The sequence below is a fragment of the Ralstonia edaphi genome (assembly GCF_958350185.1).
Classification (GTDB): Bacteria; Pseudomonadota; Gammaproteobacteria; order Burkholderiales; family Burkholderiaceae; genus Ralstonia; species Ralstonia edaphi.
In genome coordinates this window covers 66,056-83,334 of record NZ_CATWHI010000006.1, presented here as the reverse complement: position 1 = coordinate 83,334, position 17,279 = coordinate 66,056, and the positions used below count along the sequence as shown (strand labels likewise).

The following is a 17,279-nucleotide window of genomic DNA, read 5'->3' as shown; positions in this document are numbered from 1 at the left end:
AGCCTCGCACCGAGGAAGGGAAATGCTCGCCGGTGGCTTAGGCCTGCCAGGCGATGAGGTGCGTATAGGCCGTCACCAGGACGATGATGCCGAAGATGATCCGGTACCACGCAAAGCCGCGGAAATCATGCGTGGCGATGAACTTCAGCAGCCAGCGCACGCAGAAGAACGCCGAGATGAACGCAGCTACAAAACCCACCGCGAAGATCGACAGATCGTCCGGCGACAGCAGCGCGCGCGACTTGTACAGCTCGTACACCGTCGCGCCAAAAATCACGGGGATCGCCAGGAAGAACGAGAACTCCGTCGCTACCTTGCGCGACAGGCCGAACAGCAGGCCGCCGATGATGGTCGAGCCCGAACGCGACGTACCCGGAATCAGCGCGAAGCACTGCGCGAAGCCCACCTTGATGGCATCGGAGATGCGCAGGTCATCGAGCGTTTCAATGCGCGGCGCGCCAGCCTTGGCGGCTTCGAGCAGCGCGTTGGCGCGCGGGTCATGCGTCTGGCCGCGACGGCGCTCACGCCATTCAGCCCACAGGATCACGAAGCCCCCGAGGATGAACGCCGACGCCACCACGATGGGGTTGAACAGATGCGCCTTGATGGCCTTGCCGAAGATCAGCGCAAGCGTGATTGCGGGGATCGTCGCCACGATCACGTTGATCGCAAAGCGCTGCTGACGCGGATCATTCGGCAGACCCTTGATCACGTCGATGATCTTGTGACGGAACTCCCAGCACACCGCCAGGATGGCGCCGAACTGAATCACGATCTCGAAGATCTTGCCCTTTTCGTCATTGAAGTCGAGCAGCTGGCCAGCGAGGATCAGATGGCCGGTACTGGAAATGGGAAGGAACTCGGTCAGGCCTTCGACGATGCCGAGAATCAGCGCTTTGATGGCGAGTGCGATATCCATGCAGTAAGCAAAGAGGGAAAAAGAAAACGAAGCGCTGGGCGTGCAGCAGAACTCAGGGCCGCTTGGCCTGGACGTGCACGCCTTCGGGCAAAACCGTGATTGTACCGGGCTCTACGGCAATGCCAGCCACTTTCAACTGTTCGGGCTTGAACGTGTAGACGGCGTAGTCATTGAGCAGTTGGCCCGCAATCAAGGACCCGATCGAGCTGATCTGCGGGCCGATACCGCCGGGCACGTTCTGCAGGTCGAAGCGATCGACAGTCGGCTGATCCAAGCGAATCGAACGCGTGGGGGCGTCGTAATGCAGGCCGCTGGAGACAGCCAGCGGACCCGTCAGCGGCTGGCGGAACAGCCCGCTCTGCACCACGGCATCCGCCTGGATGGCGATGCGATTGCGCGCAGGGTCGAGCGACACCTGCGGGTTCGACAGCGTCACGTCGAAGAAGCCGAGAAAGCGCCGCTGGAACGGGAACTTGCGCGCCAAAGCGTCCTGCATCTGGCCGCGCGAAAAGGTGTATCCGTCGCCGGTCCAGCCGGTCGGCATGCAAGCCACAAGCGTGACGGCAATGGCCACGGCAACGGCGGCCGCACCTGCCCACCAGCGGACGCGGTTGGAGCGGGCAGCAGGTTTCGTGGAATCGGTCATGACAAATCAGCGCGCTGCGGTAGCGATTTCAAGTCGGGTCAAAAACTGCATGGCGTGCGTGGCCGAGCCTCCGCACATGTCGGGCTCCGGCTGGAGACTGCTGCAGACCGCCGGACGTTCCGGCTGACCGAAGATACGACAGCCGTTAGCCTCATCCAGTTGCACGCAGCGCACGCCGGCCGGCTTGCCGTTCGGCATGCCAGGAATGGGGCTGGAAATGGAAGGCGCGATGCAGCACGCGCCGCAATGAGGTCGACAGTCCATGCTGTCCGGGCGAGTGAAATCAGGCGGAAGCCGCTATTGTGCACCAGCACAATCGAGGCCCAGTCTGATTGACAAATGCCGATGCCGCTTGACCCGCTCCCGCCGCATGCGTACATTAATGACCCGAAAGTAAGTTATCCGTGAGTCAGTGACCGTGCGCACTGACCGATGCCCTACCGCCGTGACTGATCAAGATTCCGAGTCTTCCTCCAAACGCTGGACGCGCCGCAAAGAGGCCCGCCCCCAGGAACTGGTCGCCGCCGCGCTGAGCCTGTTCGTGGCGCGCGGCTATGCGGCCACGCGGCTGGAAGACGTGGCATCGGCCGCCGGGGTGTCCAAAGGCACGGTCTACCTATACTTCGCCAACAAGGAAGAGCTGTTCAAGGCCGTCGTGCAGGAAAACCTGGTGCCCGCGCTGGCCGAGGGCGAAGCCCTGATCGACAGCTTTGACGGCACCAGCGAAGCGCTGCTGCACGAGATCCTGATGGGCTGGTGGGAACTCATCGGCGAATCGCCGGCTTCGGGTCTCACCAAGCTGCTGATGGCCGAGTCGGGCAACTTTCCCGACCTGGCGCAGTACTACCACGAAGAAGTCATCGAGCGCTGCGACCGCCTGTTCGCGCGCATCCTCGAACGCGGCATGGCACGCGGCGAATTCCGCGACGTCAACGTCGATCTCACCACGCTGACGATGGTCGCGCCGATGATCTTCCTGATGATGTGGAAGCACTCGTTCGGCCCCTGCTCGCACCGGGAGCTGGAACCGAAGGCGTTCATCGCTCACGTCGTGTCGCTGCTGCTGCACGGCGTGCTGCGGAATCCGGTGATGGGTGCCGTGATTCCACCGCCACCTGCGCTGACCGCACAGCCGTGGCGCGCGTTACCTGAAGGCGCGGGTAGCGTCGATAAAGGCGCGTCGTCATGACAACGTCTGCCGGAATGTCCTCCGGACTTGCTAAAATGCCGGGTTTGTCGTCAAACCCTCATTTGCATCACTCGCTCCGCGTGGAAGGCATGCCCATGGACATCGAAAAATCCCGGTTCAACATGATCGAGCAACAAATCCGTCCTTGGGACGTGCTCGATACCGACGTTCTCGACCTGCTGGCGGTGGTCAAGCGCGAACACTACGTGCCCGAGGCCTACCGCGCGCTGGCCTTCGTCGACATGGAAATCCCACTGGCCGGCGGCCAGAACATGCTAGCGCCGCGCGTTGAAGCTCGCGTGCTGCAAGAGCTGGCCGTGCGCAAGCACGAAGACGTACTGGAAGTCGGTGCTGGCTCCGGCTACATGGCTGCCCTGCTCGCCCATCGCGGCCGCCAGGTCACCACGCTCGACATCGTGCCGGAACTCGTCGCCTTCGCTCGCGACAATCTCTCGCGCAACGGCGTCACCAATGTCGACGTGGTCGAAGCCAGCGGCGCGCAAGGCTGGGGCGATGGCGTCTACGACGTCATCTGCGTGTCGGGCTCGGTGCCCGCCGTGCCGGAGGCGCTGCTCAAGCAGCTCAAGGTGGGTGGTCGGCTGTCGATTTTCGTGGGCGGCGCGCCAATCATGGAAGCGCAGCTCATCACGCGCATCTCCAACACCGAATATCAGACGCGCAACCTGTTCGAGACCTACGTGACGCCGCTGGTGGGCGTTCCCGCGCCGTCGCCCTTCCGCTTCTGATCACTCGGCCCCCAATCATCATGCAGCAGCTCGCTCCCACCGCTCTCGCCCAATGGCTCGCCGACGCATCGCGCGCGAAGCCCGTCCTGCTCGACGTGCGCTGGACGGAGGAGGTGGAAATCTGTGCCATTCCCGGCATCACGCACATCCCGATGGACCAGATCCCGGCACGTGCCAGCGAGCTGAATGCTGACCAAGACATCGTCTGCATCTGCCACCACGGCGGGCGCAGCGCGCAGGTTGCTCAGTTTCTGATTCAACGTGCCGGCTTTGATGCTGCGCGCGTCTACAACCTGCAAGGCGGCGTCCATGCCTGGGCCAACCAGGTAGACCCGCAGATGGCGACGTACTGATTGGGGAAGCCGCCGCCGGGCAAAGCCCTGTTCACGCTCCACAGGCACTGAACAGGGTCTGACGCGCCCGCGCTGCCTTCCGAACGCGAACGTTTCCTCCTCGCTCGGGGGCTTTATGACTGTTGCTCGCAGTAGCCGTACGCGGATGGCCGCGCGCGGTTCGCTTGTTGTGCTGTGCTGTTCGATGATGCCGATGTTCGCGTGGGCGCAGTCCCAACCGAACACGGCCGCTGCAACCGACCTGCTCTCCGCCTACCGCGCCGCGCTGGCCAACGATCCGCAATTCGCATCGGCGCGTGCGCAGTCGCTGGCGCAACGCGAAAAGCTCACGCAGGGCCGCGCCGGGTTGCTGCCGCAGATCGGCGGCGCCTGGAGTTCCACGCGCATCATCTTCGATCAAACCGCCCCGGCTGAATTCAACAAGACGTTTTCGTCGACGGGCTGGACGCTGTCGCTGTCGCAACCGCTCTTCCGCTGGGACCGCTGGGAAACCTACAAGCAAGGCGAGATTGCCGCGCAAGCGGCCGAAGCCTCACTGGCACAGGCGCAGCTCGACCTGATCACGCGCACCGCGCAGGCCTACTTTGACGTGCTCAACGCGCAGGACACGCTGCAGCTCGCCACCGCGCAGCGCGATGCGATCCAGCAGCAGTACGAACAGGCGCGCCGCAACTTCGACGTCGGCAACGCCAACATCACCGACGCGAACGACGCGCAGGCACGTCGCGATGCGATCGACGCCAGCGTCATCGCCGCACGCAGCGACTTCGAGATCAAGCAGTCGGCGCTCAAGCAGATCATCGGCGAACCCGTTGGCACGCTGGCCGGCGTGCGCCCCGGCGTCACGATCCCCGAGCCGGAGCCTGCTTCAGCGGAACCTTGGGTGGACCAGGCGCGCAGCAGCAACCTGCAGGTGGCACTGGCGCAATACAACCTGCAAAGTGCAGAGCGCGATGTGAAGAAGGCCACCGCGGGCCACCTGCCTTCGGTCGACCTCGTGGCGCAGACCGGCCACACCAATGCCAGCGGCAACCAATACCTGCCGTCGCTGCCGGGCGGTGCGCGCTTTGACAGTTCACAGATTGGCGTGCAGGTGTCGATTCCGATCTTCGCGGGCGGTGCGATCCAGTCGCGCGTGCGTGAAAACATCGCGCTGGAAACCAAGGCCGCAAACGATCTTGAGTTCGCCCGCCGTTCTGCCGAACAAGGCGCACGGCAAGCCTATATCGGCGTCATTGCCGGACTGGCGCAGGTGAAAGCGCTGGAAGCGGCCGAGCTGTCGGCGCGCACGGCGTACGACTCCAATCAGCTCGCCTACGGTGTGGGCGTCCGTATCGGCACCGATGTGCTGAATTCCCAGGCGCAGCTCTTTCAGGCACGCCGCGATCTGGCCCGCGCGCGTTACGACACCATCGTCAACGGGCTGCGGCTGAAGTCCGCCGCCGGCTCGCTGACCGAGGCAGACGTGATCCAGGTGAACACGCTGCTCACGGCCAACGGCTCGAGCGATATCACCGCGTTGCCGCCGGCAAGCGCCAAACCTGAATCGGCGAAACCTGCCGGCAAATCCGCCAAACGCTGATCAGTGGGTCTGGCCGCGCGGTGGCAGAGGCCGCTCGGCAAACTGCAGCAGCGCGCCGCTGCTCGTTTTCCAGATGACCTGGCGGCCCTGCTTGCCGTTGGCCGACGGCTGCATACCGACGGTCGCCAGCGGTGATTTGAGCGCCTCCAGGAACGCTGTCTCCAGCTCCATACGGGCCGGGTCGCACGCCATGCGCGTCGACACGAGATTGCCGAACCGCATGCCGGAGGCCAGCTTCTCATACGGCCCCGAGAAGCGATTGCAGCCCGAATAGCCGGACACCACGCCGTTGGGTGCCTCTAGGCCAGCGCTGAATTCGATGGAAATCGGCTGCGTAGCGGGATCAGCGTCGTCGCCTTCCGCGGAAGGCAATTCCTTGGGCGCGGCGCCCGACTCCTGCCAACGCACCAGCACGAAGCGCGAGCGGCCTTCGCCCTGCGCTTGCGCGAGCGTCGCCTGGCCCGGATTGGGCGTTGCATTGGCGGGCGTCTGTTTGGTTTCAGCTGCCGGCGCTGATGCGGCAACGGGGGCCGCCGAAGACGGCGCGGATGAAGGCGTCGGTGTCATGCAGCCGGCACCGATGATGGTGGCGGCGGTCATCGCGGCCAGCGCCACGGCGGTCAGCACCACGCGGCGCGGCGTTTGCAACAGGCTCGGCTTGGGACGATTCGGTTGGGACATGAACGGGTCGTGAACAGTGACGGAATGCAAACCACATGAAGAGCCGTTAGTCTGCCCGGCTCGCCATGAGTTCGCACTTTTCGTGCCGGAGGTGCGCCGCCTTACAACGTGGGCAAGACCAACGACGCCACCGCTTCTACCGTGCGCGCCGTTGCACCTCCGTGTGTGGCCGCAAACGCCAGCGCGGCACGCGATGCGTTCTCGCGCGCATCGGCATCCGAGAGCCACGCGTCGATCACACGTATCACCGCAGCGGCATCTGCTACCTGCTCGCACGCACCTGCTGCGACGGCATCGCGTGTCGCCTGCGCGAAGTTAAACGTATGCGGGCCGATGACGACGGGCGTGCCAACCGCGCAAGCCTCGATCAAGTTCTGCCCACCCAGCGGGAGCAGGCTGCCGCCGATAAACGCCGCTTCACCAGCCGCGTAATACAACGCCATCTCGCCCATCGAATCCCCGAGCAGCACGTCAGCATCGGCAAGCGCATCGACCTCTGCCACCCCCGCCGCCGACACCGACAACGCACTGCGACGCACCACCCGCAAGCCTGCGCGTTCTGCAGCTTGGGCCACTTCATCAAAACGCTGGGGATGACGCGGCACGAGAATCAACAACGCGTGCCGGCGCCCCACATGCTGCGCGCGATGCGCCTGCCAGGCATCCAACAGCAGCGCCTCTTCGCCCTCGCGCGTGCTGGCCGCCACCCATGCCGATCGGCCACGCAGCGCATCGTGAAGCGCGCGGCCGGCCATGATCTGGTCCACATGCGGTGTGATGTCGAACTTCAGGTTGCCCGTCACGCGCACGCGCGGCACGCCAAGCGAACGGTAGCGATCGGCATCGTCGGGCGTCTGGGCCAGTACCGCGGCGAGTTGCGCGTACGTCTGGCGGGCTGCATCGCCAAGACGTGCGGTACGCCGGTGGCTGCGCGCAGACAGGCGCCCGTTGACGAGCACCATCGGCACACCGGCCGTATAGGCGCGGTCGATCAGCACCGGCCAGATCTCGGTCTCCATCAGCAAGCCGAGGCGCGGCTGGAAATGGCGCAGAAACCGATCGACTGCGCTCGGCAAATCGTACGGAAGATACGCCTGGATGACGCGACCGCTGCGTTGCGCCGCGAATTCGGCGCCGGTACGGCGGCCTGTCGGCGTCATGTGCGTCAGCAGGACCGCATGGTGCGGAAAACGCGCCAACAGCGCATCGATGAGCGGCTGTGCGGCGCGCGTCTCGCCAACCGACACGGCATGCACCCACAGTAACGGACGATCCGGATTCGGACGCGGCGGGTAGAAGCCCAGCCGCTCGCCGACGTGCTGGCGATAACCGGGCTCCTTGCGACCGCGCCACCACAGGCGCACCAATGCGAACGGCAGCGCAATGCGCCACAACCAGCGATACAGGAGGCGCAGCATCAGAGCACACTCAGCGCACGCAGCGCATCAAGCGCCTGCGCGCTGGTGGGATGGGCATCGGCGTTGCCGATGTCGTGCACGTTGGGCGTCCAATAACCACCGGTACGCCACGACGTGGTGAAGTTGTAAAGCGCCACGGTCGGCTTGCACAGTGCAGCGGCAATGTGCACGAGGCCGGTGTCCACGCCCACCACTGCCGTCGCTTGATCGAGAAACGCCGTCACATCGGGCAGCGACATGCGCGGCGGAATCACCACGCGTCCGACCGTACCCGGCACCGCCGCGACGATGGCTTCGCGGATGGATTCACTCGTGCGTCGCTCGGTCTCGCTGCCCCACGGCAAGGCGATGGCGTAGTCGCGTGCAAGCAGCGCGCGTGCAACATCCACCCACGCCTCGAGCGGCCAACCTTTGTCGGCGCGCGAAGTCGCATGCACCAGTGCCACGTACGGACGTGGCAGATTGAACGGCAAGTCGGCGGGCGGCTGCAAACCGAAGTCGATGGCATCAGGCAGCGCGTAACCGAGCGCCCCCGCCACCATGCGGCGCGAGCGCTCGACCACGTGGATGTGCGGTTCCATTTCGACCTTGCGTTGGTAGAACAGCTTCGCAAGCGACTCATAGCCTGCGCCTTCCGTCCGATTGCCGAAGCCCGCCACGAAACCACCCGGCGCCAGCTTGGCCTGCGCAGCCACCAGCGCCGTTTTGATAAGCCCTTGCGTGTCGAGCACCGCGTCGTACGACTTGGATCGCAACGCGCGACGGAACGCCGTCACCTCGCCCCAGGTCTTGCCGGAGCCCAACGACTTGCGCCACCGGCGCAGCGCAAACGGAATCACGCCCTGCACGCCACGCACGATGCGGACGATGCCGGCGAAACCCTCCTCGACTACCCAGTCGATTTCGGCATCCGGATACGCACGCAGGATATCGGCCACCACCGGCGTGCAATGCACCACATCGCCAAGCGACGATACCTTGACGATCAGCACACGCATGCCGTCACCCTTTCCCCCAACTTCATGAGTGCGGACCGTGCGATCAGAACGGCAGTTGCGCGTCCGGCTTCTCGGCCAGGATCACGCGACGGAATTCGCCTTGGATGCGAGCCATCGCGGCATCGTTGTCAGCCTCGAAGCGCATCACCACGACCGGCGTGGTGTTCGACGGACGCGCCAGGCCAAAGCCATCTTCGTATTCCACGCGCACGCCATCGATGCGGTTGACTTCCTTCGCGCCGGCAAACGTCGCGTTGGCTTTGATCTTGTCGAGCAGTTTGAAGGATTCACCCTCGGCGCACTTCAGTTGCAGCTCAGGCGTGCAGTGCGAGTTCGGCAGCGCGTTGAGCGTAGCGCTCGGATCGGCCAGGCGCGACACAATTTCCAGCAGGCGCGCACCCGTGTAAAGCCCGTCGTCGAAACCATACCAGCGGTCTTTGAAGAAAATGTGGCCGCTCATCTCGCCGGCCAGCGGAGCGCCCGTTTCCTTGAGCTTGGCCTTGACGAGAGAATGGCCCGTCTTCCACATCGTGGCCTTGCCGCCGTGCTCACGAATGAAGGGCGCCAATTTGCCCGTGCACTTCACGTCGAAGATGATTTCGCCGCCCGGGTTGCGCGACAGGACTTCCTGCGCGAACAGCATCAACTGGCGGTCGGGGAAGATGACCTGGCCGTCCTTGGTCACCACGCCCAGGCGGTCGCCGTCGCCATCGAACGCGAGGCCGAGCTCGCAGTCCGTGGTCTGCAGCGTGCGCACGAGGTCCTGCAGGTTCTCGACGTGGGCCGGGTCCGGATGGTGATTTGGGAAATGGCCATCCACCTCGCAGAACAACTCCGTCACCTCGCAGCCCATCGCACGGAACAGCTCCGGCGCAAAGGCGCCTGCCACACCGTTGCCGCAGTCCACGGCAATCTTCATCGGGCGGCTCACCTTGACGTCCGAGACAATTCGGTCGATGTACTGTTGGCGGATATCCACCTGGACGTAGGCGCCGGCGCCTTCAGTGAAATCGCCCTGTTCGATGCGCGTGCGCAGGGCTTGAATCTGTTCGCCGTAGATGGCCTGGCCCGCCAGCACCATCTTGAAGCCGTTGTAGTCGGGCGGGTTGTGGCTGCCCGTGACCATCACGCCTGACGTGGCGCGACGGCCGGCCAACTCGATGTTCGTGCCGAAGTAGACCATCGGCGTGGCCACAAGACCCAGATCAATCACATCGACGCCGCTGGCGCGCAGGCCGTCCGCCAACGCCGCCAGCAGTTCAGGGCCCGACAGGCGGCCATCGCGACCGATGACGACGGCGGATTCGCCTTTGGCGCGTGCTGCGGAGCCGAAGGCACGGCCGATCAGGCGCGCGGTTTCAGCGTCTACGGTTTTTCCGACGATGCCGCGGATGTCGTAGGCTTTGAAGATGGTGGGGTTGATGCTGCTCATGGGAGGATGACCAACGTAAAGAGCCAATTGTAAACCGTGTCGATCGTATCCCCTCAAACCGGAAGCGCATGGATGCACATCTCCCGACCGGTGGGATCCCGCGCGAGGCGCGTTACAATCGGTATTGAATGGGAGAAAGCAAACCACATGCGCACCGTCGTTACGAGCAAATCACTTTCACTATCGGAACTCGCCCGCCTGTTCGCGAACTCGTCCAGGTTGATCCTTGCGTCAGTCGTTGGCGGAATGGCGGCCGGCTTTTTGACGTCACAAGTAGTTCATCCGCGGTGGGTAGCCACGATGGCTATTCAATTGGGGCAGGTGACCACAGTCAGCAGAAACGGGCTCACGTCTCTACCCATCGAGAACCAATTGACGGCAGCGGACCGATACAACACGCCAGGTTATCGCCTTCAAGTCATTAAAGAATTGGGACTACAACCCACGGGAAGTGCTCAGGCAAACCTGATTTTCGATACCCTTAAGGCCACACCCGGCCGTGGCCCAAATGTAGTCAACGCGCAGGTCTCGGCCTACTCGCGGGAGCAAGCAGCCGCAGCGTTGGAGGCAGCCTTCAGGGTCTTTTCAGCCGCACACCGCGAACTGTTTGAGCAAGCGACGAAGACGATGCAAGACAGCTTGGTTAGCGCAACGGCTAGGCTCAAGGCAACTCAACAGAACTATGCGATGACCGAACGCGGACTAAATTCTGCGACTCCGCGAGGAAGCACGGGAATCAATAGCGCTCGCGATGTACTAATGACGAATATGGCAGCGCTTCTGAGCGAGCAGATTGTCACGTTGCAGCAGGAAGTCGCTGTCTATGAAGATGCCCTTTCCCCGCTGCGTAGCTACCCTACAAGAGCGATCGGCCCGGTCTATGTCCCCGCGCGCTCCCAAACACCAAGCACAACGATGTTTATAGCCGCAGGCGCGCTCTTAGGTCTTGTTGCGGGAGCCGGTTTAGCACTGCTCAGAAATTCTGACGACATCGCATAGGCGCCCTGCGGCACTTGTAATCTCGCGTACTGCCCCGGCAAGCAGTGAATCGGCCGCTATGATGTCACGAGGGAACCTACGTATTTGCTTGGCCCCGAACTCCCGGGCGGATTTCCGCCCCCATACAAGCTATCCAGTGATTACTATTGTAACGCCCACGTTTAATCGGGCATCAACCTTACCAAGGTTATACGAAAGTCTTCTGAAACAGACGCACCAGGATTTCGAGTGGGTCGTCGTCGATGACGGCAGCTCAGACGCAACATCTGAGCTAATCAAAAACTGGCAACAAGCGAACGCCATTCGAGTTCAATATATATTCCAGCGTAATGCAGGAAAACATATAGCGCTCAACACGGGCGTAACCCACGCTCAAGGCGACATTATTTTTATTGTGGATAGTGATGATGCTATCACCGAAGATGCTATCCGGAACATCAGCGATAAGTTCGCAGAGTCTGACCATGCAAAATTAAGCGGCCTCTGCTTTAGGAAGGTTAAATTTGACGGGACACTTGTTGGCCGCGAAATCGCACTAGACTCAATATACGCAACTGCGAACGATGCGGGAAAGATGTTTCGAGGTGACTTAGCGTACGTCTTCAAAAGGGCCGCAATGCAAGGCAATCCTTTCCCTCAAATACCGGGAGAGAAGTTCGTACCCGAACTTTACATATGGAATAAAATTAGCGATACTGGAAATATACTTTTTTTCCCTCGAATCGCCATATATTTATGCGATTATTTGATTGACGGATACACCAGCAATTTCACCGCCACACTCAGAAATAATCCAAAAGGATTTCTACTTTTCTATATCGATCAAGTTAAAAGAGAAAAATCACCACTACTTAAGATAAAGTACGCAATCCGCGCGTTCCAATGTCTTTACTTTCGAGCAGCAAAGCTATTCAAAAGAAAAGCACTCAAGAACTGATCCGCCGCCCATTGAACATGCCAAGTGCAAAATCGATCCGTACTAGCGCAGATGACGAGCGCCGATAGCGCGCCTTGACGTAGAGTCGCTGGCGTCGCGTTTCTGCATTGACCGCTTGTTGACGCACCCTACCAGGCCAGCCATCACAAAAAATTATGCTTCGGCATCTTCCTTCAATACTCCTTAAGCTGAGTCGCGCGTCAGTAATCACGGTCTCATCTTCGATATGCGCCCTTCTCGAGCTTTGGGTTCTTAGCAGCAAACTCCATGTGCATGACCTCGGAGTTGTCCTTGCGGCTCAAGGTGTCGCAGCATTGCTAGCAGCCGTGGGGGAGGCGGGATTCGCCTTGTGGGTCCCACAGCGCTTGGCGCATTGCGCAACCCCACTTCGTCTCACGGCACTGTCGCGATATGCGGTATCGATTCGACTACCGCTATTTGCGATCCAGACTTTATTGATTGCCATTGCCACACGCTACACCATCGTGGGTTGGAACAACTTCGGCCTGACCCTCATAATGTCAGCGTCAATGGCTTTTAGCTTTGGATGGGTATTCATTTCATCGGAAAGATATGTGCTGATAGCGTTAACTGAGAGCTTCACTCGTGCGGCAGGATTACTCACATTCATGCTGCTCCCAACAAAGAGTGCAGGTACAGCGTTGGTGTGTTTGGGGATTGCGAGTGTACTGCAATCCGCCGGTCAGTTAGTGATCGCGCGCCGTATCGGCCTCTTGGCTGCAGTGCCTATACCCAGGCTAAAACGATTGCGCATTCACGCGCGGCATTTTGCAGCTTATCGTTCGGCAATCATACAAGCTGCCGGACGAAACATCCTGCCCGTCTCTGTGGGAGCGGCTGTTGCAGCGCCTTTAGCTAGTCCAGCACTCGCCGCAGAAAAAGTCTCGAGGGCTGCGATGGGCATTGTCTCGGCCGTGCTCGGCTACATATTGCCGACACTGGGCCGAGATTTTCGTGAGCGGCCAACGACTGAGGTCATCGGCGTCAATCTTTTTATTGCCGTGGTCATCAGCGTGGGAACAATGGCTGCACTGAAACTCTATATCCACGTTTCGCACGCATCGCTAGCCCAACTTTTTTCAGAGAATGGCGAATTGCTCACACTGGCTGCGGCTCTTACTGGAGTGAGGGTCGCGTTCTCTGCAACGTTGTATATGCGCGTGCTAGCCGCCGGCAATTTTGTGCTTGCCACGCGCCTCCTCCTGAGCCAAACCGTCGGCGCAGTTTTTGCCACTGCTCTACTTCGGGAGGCATCGTCGGTAGCCGTCTTCCTATTTACTCTCGCGTTGGTTGATTTACTCTTGGCAACTATAACAGCTCAGCTTTGTAAGCGACCGACGAACTGAAGAGAACGTTATGAATGCCCCTCGGGATCTGGTGTACGTTATTACGGGATTAAATCGCGCTGGAGCCGAATTGGTGTGCTTAAGCCAAGCCACCCATTTCTCCAGACTCGGCCACAGGGTAGGAGTTATCTATTTAGTTGATGGCCACGATGGCCTAGTGCCTGAATTTGAGGCGTCCGGCGTGGCGACAGCGTGCCTGCGGATGAGCTCGATATGGGAACTTCCTCAAGCGATGTGGCGCTGCCGAAATCTCCTCCGTGAGTGGCGTCCGACGGTAGTTCACTCGCACATGATCCACGCAACCATCCTTATTTCATTGATCAAATGGACCCTACCTGAAATCAAAATGATTGCAACAGCTCATAGTGTCCATGAGGGCGGAAGACTACTCAATTTCCTACAACGCATAACTCGATCGGCACCAGACCTTTCGACGAATGTGAGTGAAGAAGCGACGAGGACCTATGTCGCGCAACGACTATTTTGCGCAGATAGGGCAAAGTGCATACCTAATGGTATCGATGCCGCTAGGTTCAGGTTTCAAGACAACCGGCCAGCGAAATCGGATGGAATTTTTACGTATATATGCGTCGCACAATTTCGGCCCGAGAAAAACCATATCACACTCCTGAGAGCTTTTTCGAGAGTCCATGGAGATCACCCAAACACTCAGCTAATGCTGCTGGGCGCAGGCCCGCTGCTTCCTGAATGTAAAGTATTGGCTGAGACCCTCGGAATATCAAGCGCGGTAACATTTGCTGGCGGGAACGCCGATGTCCCAACTTCGCTACGCGATGCCGATGCATTTGTATTGGTTTCTAATTATGAGGGCTTTGGATTAGCCGCCGCTGAGGCGATGGCGGTCGGCTTGCCGATCGTTGGCGCTGATGTGCCCGGCCTAAGAGAGGTCATCGGGCGATACGGGAGGCTTGTGTGCCCCACCGATATTGAAGCGATTGCTGAAGCAATGGAGCAGTGCATATTAGAAGAAGATCGCCCGTCTGATAGACTCGCGCGACGTCACCACATCATAAAAAACTTTGGCAGCGATAGTATCTTCGCAAAATGGGAATCCGAGTACCGACGGTTAGGCCTTTGATTTACCGGCCAATTCTCTCAATAGACACTCAATGTGATGCATCAAAATTGTAGGCGCATAAAAGTCGCCTTTATTATCACCGAAAGCGAGATAGGCGGAGCACAAAGTCACGTTCGGGACCTTTATGCTCGCCTTCGAAACCGCATCGACGGAATACTCGTGGCTGGTGGCAGCGGGCCGCTGTTCGGCCAAATGAAGGCGCTCGGCGCACAGACAGTCCAAATCGAGTCGCTGACCAATTCGCTTTCGCCAATCCACATGCTGAAAGCGGTTAGAAATGTGGTCAGAGCTTTGCAGGGTAGTTCAGTCGATTTTATCCACGCCCATAGCGCAAAAGGCGGTGCGGTCGCGCGCTTGGCTGGCTTGTGGCTCAAGATTCCGGTTATCTACACAGTTCACGGATTTGGGTTTAAGAAAGCAGCACCATGGAAGCAACGCTGGGCCGCCAAGCTGGCGGAGTATGCATTAGCGCCACTGACAGCCCAGATGATCTGCGTGTCCGATGAGGAGGCTCGTATGGCTCGTACGTTGCCAATTCAACGCTCTCGAGTCAACGTAATCCGTAATGGTGTAGAAGACGTCCCTCAACGCAGCCACCCCGACGCACCTGTTACAAGGGTGGTCATGACAGCGAGACTTGCCGCGCCGAAAAGGCCAGACCTGCTAATCCAAGCCGTTGCTACAGCGGGCTTTCCACCCGCAGCTCACGTGGTGGTCGCAGGCGATGGGCCACAGCGTGAGTCCCTCTCCCGGCAGGCCGAAGATGCTAAGGTGGGGGCCAGGGTTCAATTTGCGGGTAATGTTGACAACATTCCTTCCTTACTGGCGAGCGCACAACTCTTTGTATTGCTATCGGATCACGAAGGTCTACCGATTTCCATTTTGGAAGCCATGCGCGCAGGGTTACCGATTATTGCAAGCGACTTACCAGGCATTCGCGAGCAGCTTGTACACGGGGAATCGGGCTGGCTAGTGAACCACCGCGATCCGAGTGCACTCGCAGACGCCTTTCGCACTTTGTCTTCGGACCCCGCACTTAGGCAAGCTCTCGGCAGCGCGGCTCGACGTCGCTATGAGCAGCTGTTCGAAATATCGGCCATGGCGGCACAAACATACAAGGTATTTCTAAGATGCGTCGCCGCGAGACGCAACGCCTAAAGCAGCCCATCTCGGATGGTAACTGGTGAGCTGGTAGATGCCTCAAGACGGTTGACCGGCTCCAAATCACAGGGCCGCTTCAGTTTGGCCTTGGAGGGATGGGGGGACCGCTGTTGCTGGATACCGGTCAGGCGACAACTGTCCACGCGATGGCGAACTCAATGCACGAGTATTACTGCCTATTTGCAGCCGGGCATGCCGCGATGCTAGCACTTGCATTGCCACATATGGTCCGGCGAAGGTACACGGTGGGGCGCCAAGTGGATGCATCAGCTACGGGGGGTTCACCGTCAAGCAGCTGGCGGCCTTGGGGCAAGCAGGCTTCCGCGCCGGCCAGTCTCGGCTCTAATGATTCCACCGTCAGCGCACTGTCTGACTTAGCAGCTCCCGCTTGGGGCTGGCCACCCATCTCCGACTTCACCGTCGAATTTCTCTCTAACGTGAGTGATCCTCGCTGACTCGCTGCGCTGTCGGCATCGGCCTTTCCCGAGACTCAGTGCTTTGCTCTTCCGGAAGCTCCTTCTACGGGCCGCTCCCCCGCAAGATAGACTCGGCTCCGAACCACTCGACGGGGCGGCATCCAGGCCGAAGCACAACAGGATCCACACGCAATACCTAGAGTGCTTGTCTCCGTACGAAAGAGCATGGTGCCGAGCGACACCATTTTCGAATGTTCCAGCTTAGAGAACGTATCGTGTCAGCCTTATCTTCCTCGCAGGGTAGACAATGCCCAGACAGATGAGGAATGTCAGCACTGTGGCACTCGGGATAATAAGCCACGAAGACACCTTGACATACTTTAACCTGCCAAGGACCTCAGTCATCACAAGCGCATGAGCGCAATAAACTCCCAGCGAGCACTCCGAAACAATGCCAATCAATTTCTCAATGCGATGATGCACCCTCATTTTGAACCCGAGGAAAAACAAGAAGACGCATACCGCGTAGGCAATGGTGAAAATTGATTGCGGCGTTCTAAATATCTCCGTAACAAAATTTGGAGGAAGCGTGTCGGCCGTTCGATATGTATATGACTCGGTAAGAAATAAAATAGCGATTAAACAACCGAGTGATGCGATGAACGCCATGTACGCGTTAGGCTGGCACCTTTTGGACAAAACGGCATCACGAATTACCGCACCAAGCACAAGCCAACCCACTGGTTCAGCGAAGAGGGAAAGGCCAAAAGTCCCAATAACTGGCGACACGATTTTTAACAAGCTTAGAACAATCGGAGCCACTCCATAGCAAATCGCCCACAGTCCAACAAAGACGAATTTCTCCTTCCTCCCAGAGTTATTGTAAAAAGGAATAATTACAACAAGCGCCAAATATGTACCAAAAAGAACGTACATATACCATAGATGGTAATATTGCGGCCCCAGGAGCGACGTGATCAGGAAATCGAAAAACGATCCTCTCCCATGCGTCTTCCATAAGTAATAAATAATATCCCAAAATACAATGGCCGGCAAAACCCGCACCAACCTGCGCTTAATAAACCCATCGAACTGATAATTTTTGTTAATCAAAAGGCAGCCTGATATCATAAAGAAGATCGGCACCGCAAAGCGAGTAATACCACCATAAACGTTCGAAGACCACCAACTCGGCTCGACCAGGTTGTCGATAATTGCTGAATGCAAGGCAATGACAGCAATACAGCCCACACATCGCATCCAATGAATTCTATTGGAGATGAGGTCGTTCATAAAAATCGGAAAACTGTCGTTCGATCATGTCGGCATCTGACTT

Annotated in this window: 17 protein-coding genes; 9 read left to right on the top strand and 8 right to left on the bottom strand. The window is 59.4% G+C overall.

The window, feature by feature from the left end; translation table 11 throughout:
- Positions 1-37: 37 nt before the first annotated feature.
- The 3 genes from R2669_RS20605 to R2669_RS20595 are packed head-to-tail and all read right to left on the bottom strand — an operon-like array spanning position 38 to position 1,829.
- On the bottom strand, positions 38-919 hold the full coding sequence (locus tag R2669_RS20605; protein WP_316901883.1) for an undecaprenyl-diphosphate phosphatase: 882 nt from the start codon (positions 917-919) through the stop codon (positions 38-40).
- Between the two features lie 52 nt (positions 920-971).
- Positions 972-1,565: a DUF1439 domain-containing protein gene (locus tag R2669_RS20600; RefSeq protein WP_316888292.1), complete on the bottom strand. Its 594-nt coding sequence runs from the start codon at positions 1,563-1,565 to the stop codon at positions 972-974.
- Between the two features lie 6 nt (positions 1,566-1,571).
- Positions 1,572-1,829, bottom strand: coding sequence for a YkgJ family cysteine cluster protein (locus R2669_RS20595; RefSeq protein ID WP_316874298.1), 258 nt, complete (start codon positions 1,827-1,829; stop codon positions 1,572-1,574).
- Between the two features lie 181 nt (positions 1,830-2,010).
- On the opposite strand from R2669_RS20595, the gene R2669_RS20590 reads away from it, so the two are divergent.
- From R2669_RS20590 to R2669_RS20575, 4 genes are all read left to right on the top strand, one after another.
- The gene (locus tag R2669_RS20590) at positions 2,011-2,754 is read left to right on the top strand and encodes a TetR/AcrR family transcriptional regulator (protein WP_316888294.1); all 744 of its coding nucleotides are present in this window, start codon (positions 2,011-2,013) and stop codon (positions 2,752-2,754) included.
- A gap of 95 nt (positions 2,755-2,849) precedes the next feature.
- The gene (locus R2669_RS20585; protein WP_186829324.1) at positions 2,850-3,500 is read left to right on the top strand and encodes a protein-L-isoaspartate O-methyltransferase family protein; all 651 of its coding nucleotides are present in this window, start codon (positions 2,850-2,852) and stop codon (positions 3,498-3,500) included.
- Positions 3,501-3,520: 20 nt separating this feature from the next.
- On the top strand, positions 3,521-3,853 hold the full coding sequence (locus R2669_RS20580; protein ID WP_027677994.1) for a rhodanese-like domain-containing protein: 333 nt from the start codon (positions 3,521-3,523) through the stop codon (positions 3,851-3,853).
- A gap of 145 nt (positions 3,854-3,998) precedes the next feature.
- Entirely contained in the window at positions 3,999-5,435 is a 1,437-nt protein-coding gene (locus tag R2669_RS20575; RefSeq protein WP_316901953.1) for a TolC family outer membrane protein, read from the top strand.
- On the opposite strand, the gene R2669_RS20570 is transcribed toward R2669_RS20575, so the two are convergent.
- The 4 genes from R2669_RS20570 to R2669_RS20555 all read right to left on the bottom strand — a co-directional run bounded on the left by R2669_RS20570 (position 5,436) and on the right by R2669_RS20555 (position 9,964).
- The gene (locus R2669_RS20570; protein ID WP_316901882.1) at positions 5,436-6,116 is read right to left on the bottom strand and encodes an META domain-containing protein; all 681 of its coding nucleotides are present in this window, start codon (positions 6,114-6,116) and stop codon (positions 5,436-5,438) included. It abuts the gene before it with no gap.
- A gap of 101 nt (positions 6,117-6,217) precedes the next feature.
- Complete coding sequence (gene waaA, locus R2669_RS20565; RefSeq protein ID WP_316901881.1) at positions 6,218-7,534, bottom strand: lipid IV(A) 3-deoxy-D-manno-octulosonic acid transferase; 1,317 nt, start codon at positions 7,532-7,534, stop codon at positions 6,218-6,220.
- Positions 7,534-8,532: a lipopolysaccharide heptosyltransferase I gene (waaC, locus tag R2669_RS20560; RefSeq protein WP_316901880.1), complete on the bottom strand. Its 999-nt coding sequence runs from the start codon at positions 8,530-8,532 to the stop codon at positions 7,534-7,536. Before waaC ends, waaA begins: the two co-directional genes overlap by 1 nt.
- Before the next feature lie 43 nt (positions 8,533-8,575).
- Positions 8,576-9,964, bottom strand: a complete 1,389-nt coding sequence (locus tag R2669_RS20555; protein WP_316901879.1) for a phosphomannomutase/phosphoglucomutase — start codon at positions 9,962-9,964, stop codon at positions 8,576-8,578.
- Between the two features lie 147 nt (positions 9,965-10,111).
- Between R2669_RS20555 and R2669_RS20550 the strand changes: the two genes are divergently transcribed.
- The 5 genes from R2669_RS20550 (at position 10,112) to R2669_RS20530 (ending at position 15,524) form a co-directional block, all read left to right on the top strand.
- Positions 10,112-10,963, top strand: coding sequence for a hypothetical protein (locus R2669_RS20550; RefSeq protein WP_316888302.1), 852 nt, complete (start codon positions 10,112-10,114; stop codon positions 10,961-10,963).
- A 136-nt stretch (positions 10,964-11,099) separates the two neighbouring features.
- Positions 11,100-11,900: a glycosyltransferase family 2 protein gene (locus R2669_RS20545; protein WP_316888303.1), complete on the top strand. Its 801-nt coding sequence runs from the start codon at positions 11,100-11,102 to the stop codon at positions 11,898-11,900.
- Between the two features lie 269 nt (positions 11,901-12,169).
- Entirely contained in the window at positions 12,170-13,267 is a 1,098-nt protein-coding gene (locus R2669_RS20540; protein WP_316901878.1) for a hypothetical protein, read from the top strand.
- 10 nt (positions 13,268-13,277) lie between these two features.
- Complete coding sequence (locus tag R2669_RS20535) at positions 13,278-14,366, top strand: glycosyltransferase (RefSeq protein WP_316901877.1); 1,089 nt, start codon at positions 13,278-13,280, stop codon at positions 14,364-14,366.
- A 36-nt stretch (positions 14,367-14,402) separates the two neighbouring features.
- Positions 14,403-15,524: a glycosyltransferase family 4 protein gene (locus tag R2669_RS20530; RefSeq protein ID WP_316901952.1), complete on the top strand. Its 1,122-nt coding sequence runs from the start codon at positions 14,403-14,405 to the stop codon at positions 15,522-15,524.
- A 680-nt stretch (positions 15,525-16,204) separates the two neighbouring features.
- On the opposite strand, the gene R2669_RS20525 is transcribed toward R2669_RS20530, so the two are convergent.
- Positions 16,205-17,236 (bottom strand): acyltransferase, encoded by a 1,032-nt coding sequence (locus R2669_RS20525; protein ID WP_316888306.1) that lies wholly within the window; start codon positions 17,234-17,236, stop codon positions 16,205-16,207.
- Between the last annotated feature and the right edge of the window lie 43 nt (positions 17,237-17,279).

What these genes read in the sequence shown, in the direction of transcription:
- R2669_RS20530 (WP_316901952.1), top strand. Translation starts at nt 14,403, where the DNA reads ATGCATCAAAATTGTAGGCGCATAAAAGTCGCCTTTATTATCACCGAA.
- waaA (WP_316901881.1), bottom strand. Translation starts at nt 7,534, where the DNA reads ATGCTGCGCCTCCTGTATCGCTGGTTGTGGCGCATTGCGCTGCCGTTC.
- R2669_RS20555 (WP_316901879.1), bottom strand. Translation starts at nt 9,964, where the DNA reads ATGAGCAGCATCAACCCCACCATCTTCAAAGCCTACGACATCCGCGGC.
- waaC (WP_316901880.1), bottom strand. Translation starts at nt 8,532, where the DNA reads ATGCGTGTGCTGATCGTCAAGGTATCGTCGCTTGGCGATGTGGTGCAT.
- R2669_RS20575 (WP_316901953.1), top strand. Translation starts at nt 3,999, where the DNA reads ATGGCCGCGCGCGGTTCGCTTGTTGTGCTGTGCTGTTCGATGATGCCG.
- R2669_RS20525 (WP_316888306.1), bottom strand. Translation starts at nt 17,236, where the DNA reads ATGAACGACCTCATCTCCAATAGAATTCATTGGATGCGATGTGTGGGC.
- R2669_RS20585 (WP_186829324.1), top strand. Translation starts at nt 2,850, where the DNA reads ATGGACATCGAAAAATCCCGGTTCAACATGATCGAGCAACAAATCCGT.
- R2669_RS20605 (WP_316901883.1), bottom strand. Translation starts at nt 919, where the DNA reads ATGGATATCGCACTCGCCATCAAAGCGCTGATTCTCGGCATCGTCGAA.
- R2669_RS20595 (WP_316874298.1), bottom strand. Translation starts at nt 1,829, where the DNA reads ATGGACTGTCGACCTCATTGCGGCGCGTGCTGCATCGCGCCTTCCATT.
- R2669_RS20535 (WP_316901877.1), top strand. Translation starts at nt 13,278, where the DNA reads ATGAATGCCCCTCGGGATCTGGTGTACGTTATTACGGGATTAAATCGC.
- R2669_RS20570 (WP_316901882.1), bottom strand. Translation starts at nt 6,116, where the DNA reads ATGTCCCAACCGAATCGTCCCAAGCCGAGCCTGTTGCAAACGCCGCGC.
- R2669_RS20580 (WP_027677994.1), top strand. Translation starts at nt 3,521, where the DNA reads ATGCAGCAGCTCGCTCCCACCGCTCTCGCCCAATGGCTCGCCGACGCA.
- R2669_RS20550 (WP_316888302.1), top strand. Translation starts at nt 10,112, where the DNA reads ATGCGCACCGTCGTTACGAGCAAATCACTTTCACTATCGGAACTCGCC.
- R2669_RS20600 (WP_316888292.1), bottom strand. Translation starts at nt 1,565, where the DNA reads ATGACCGATTCCACGAAACCTGCTGCCCGCTCCAACCGCGTCCGCTGG.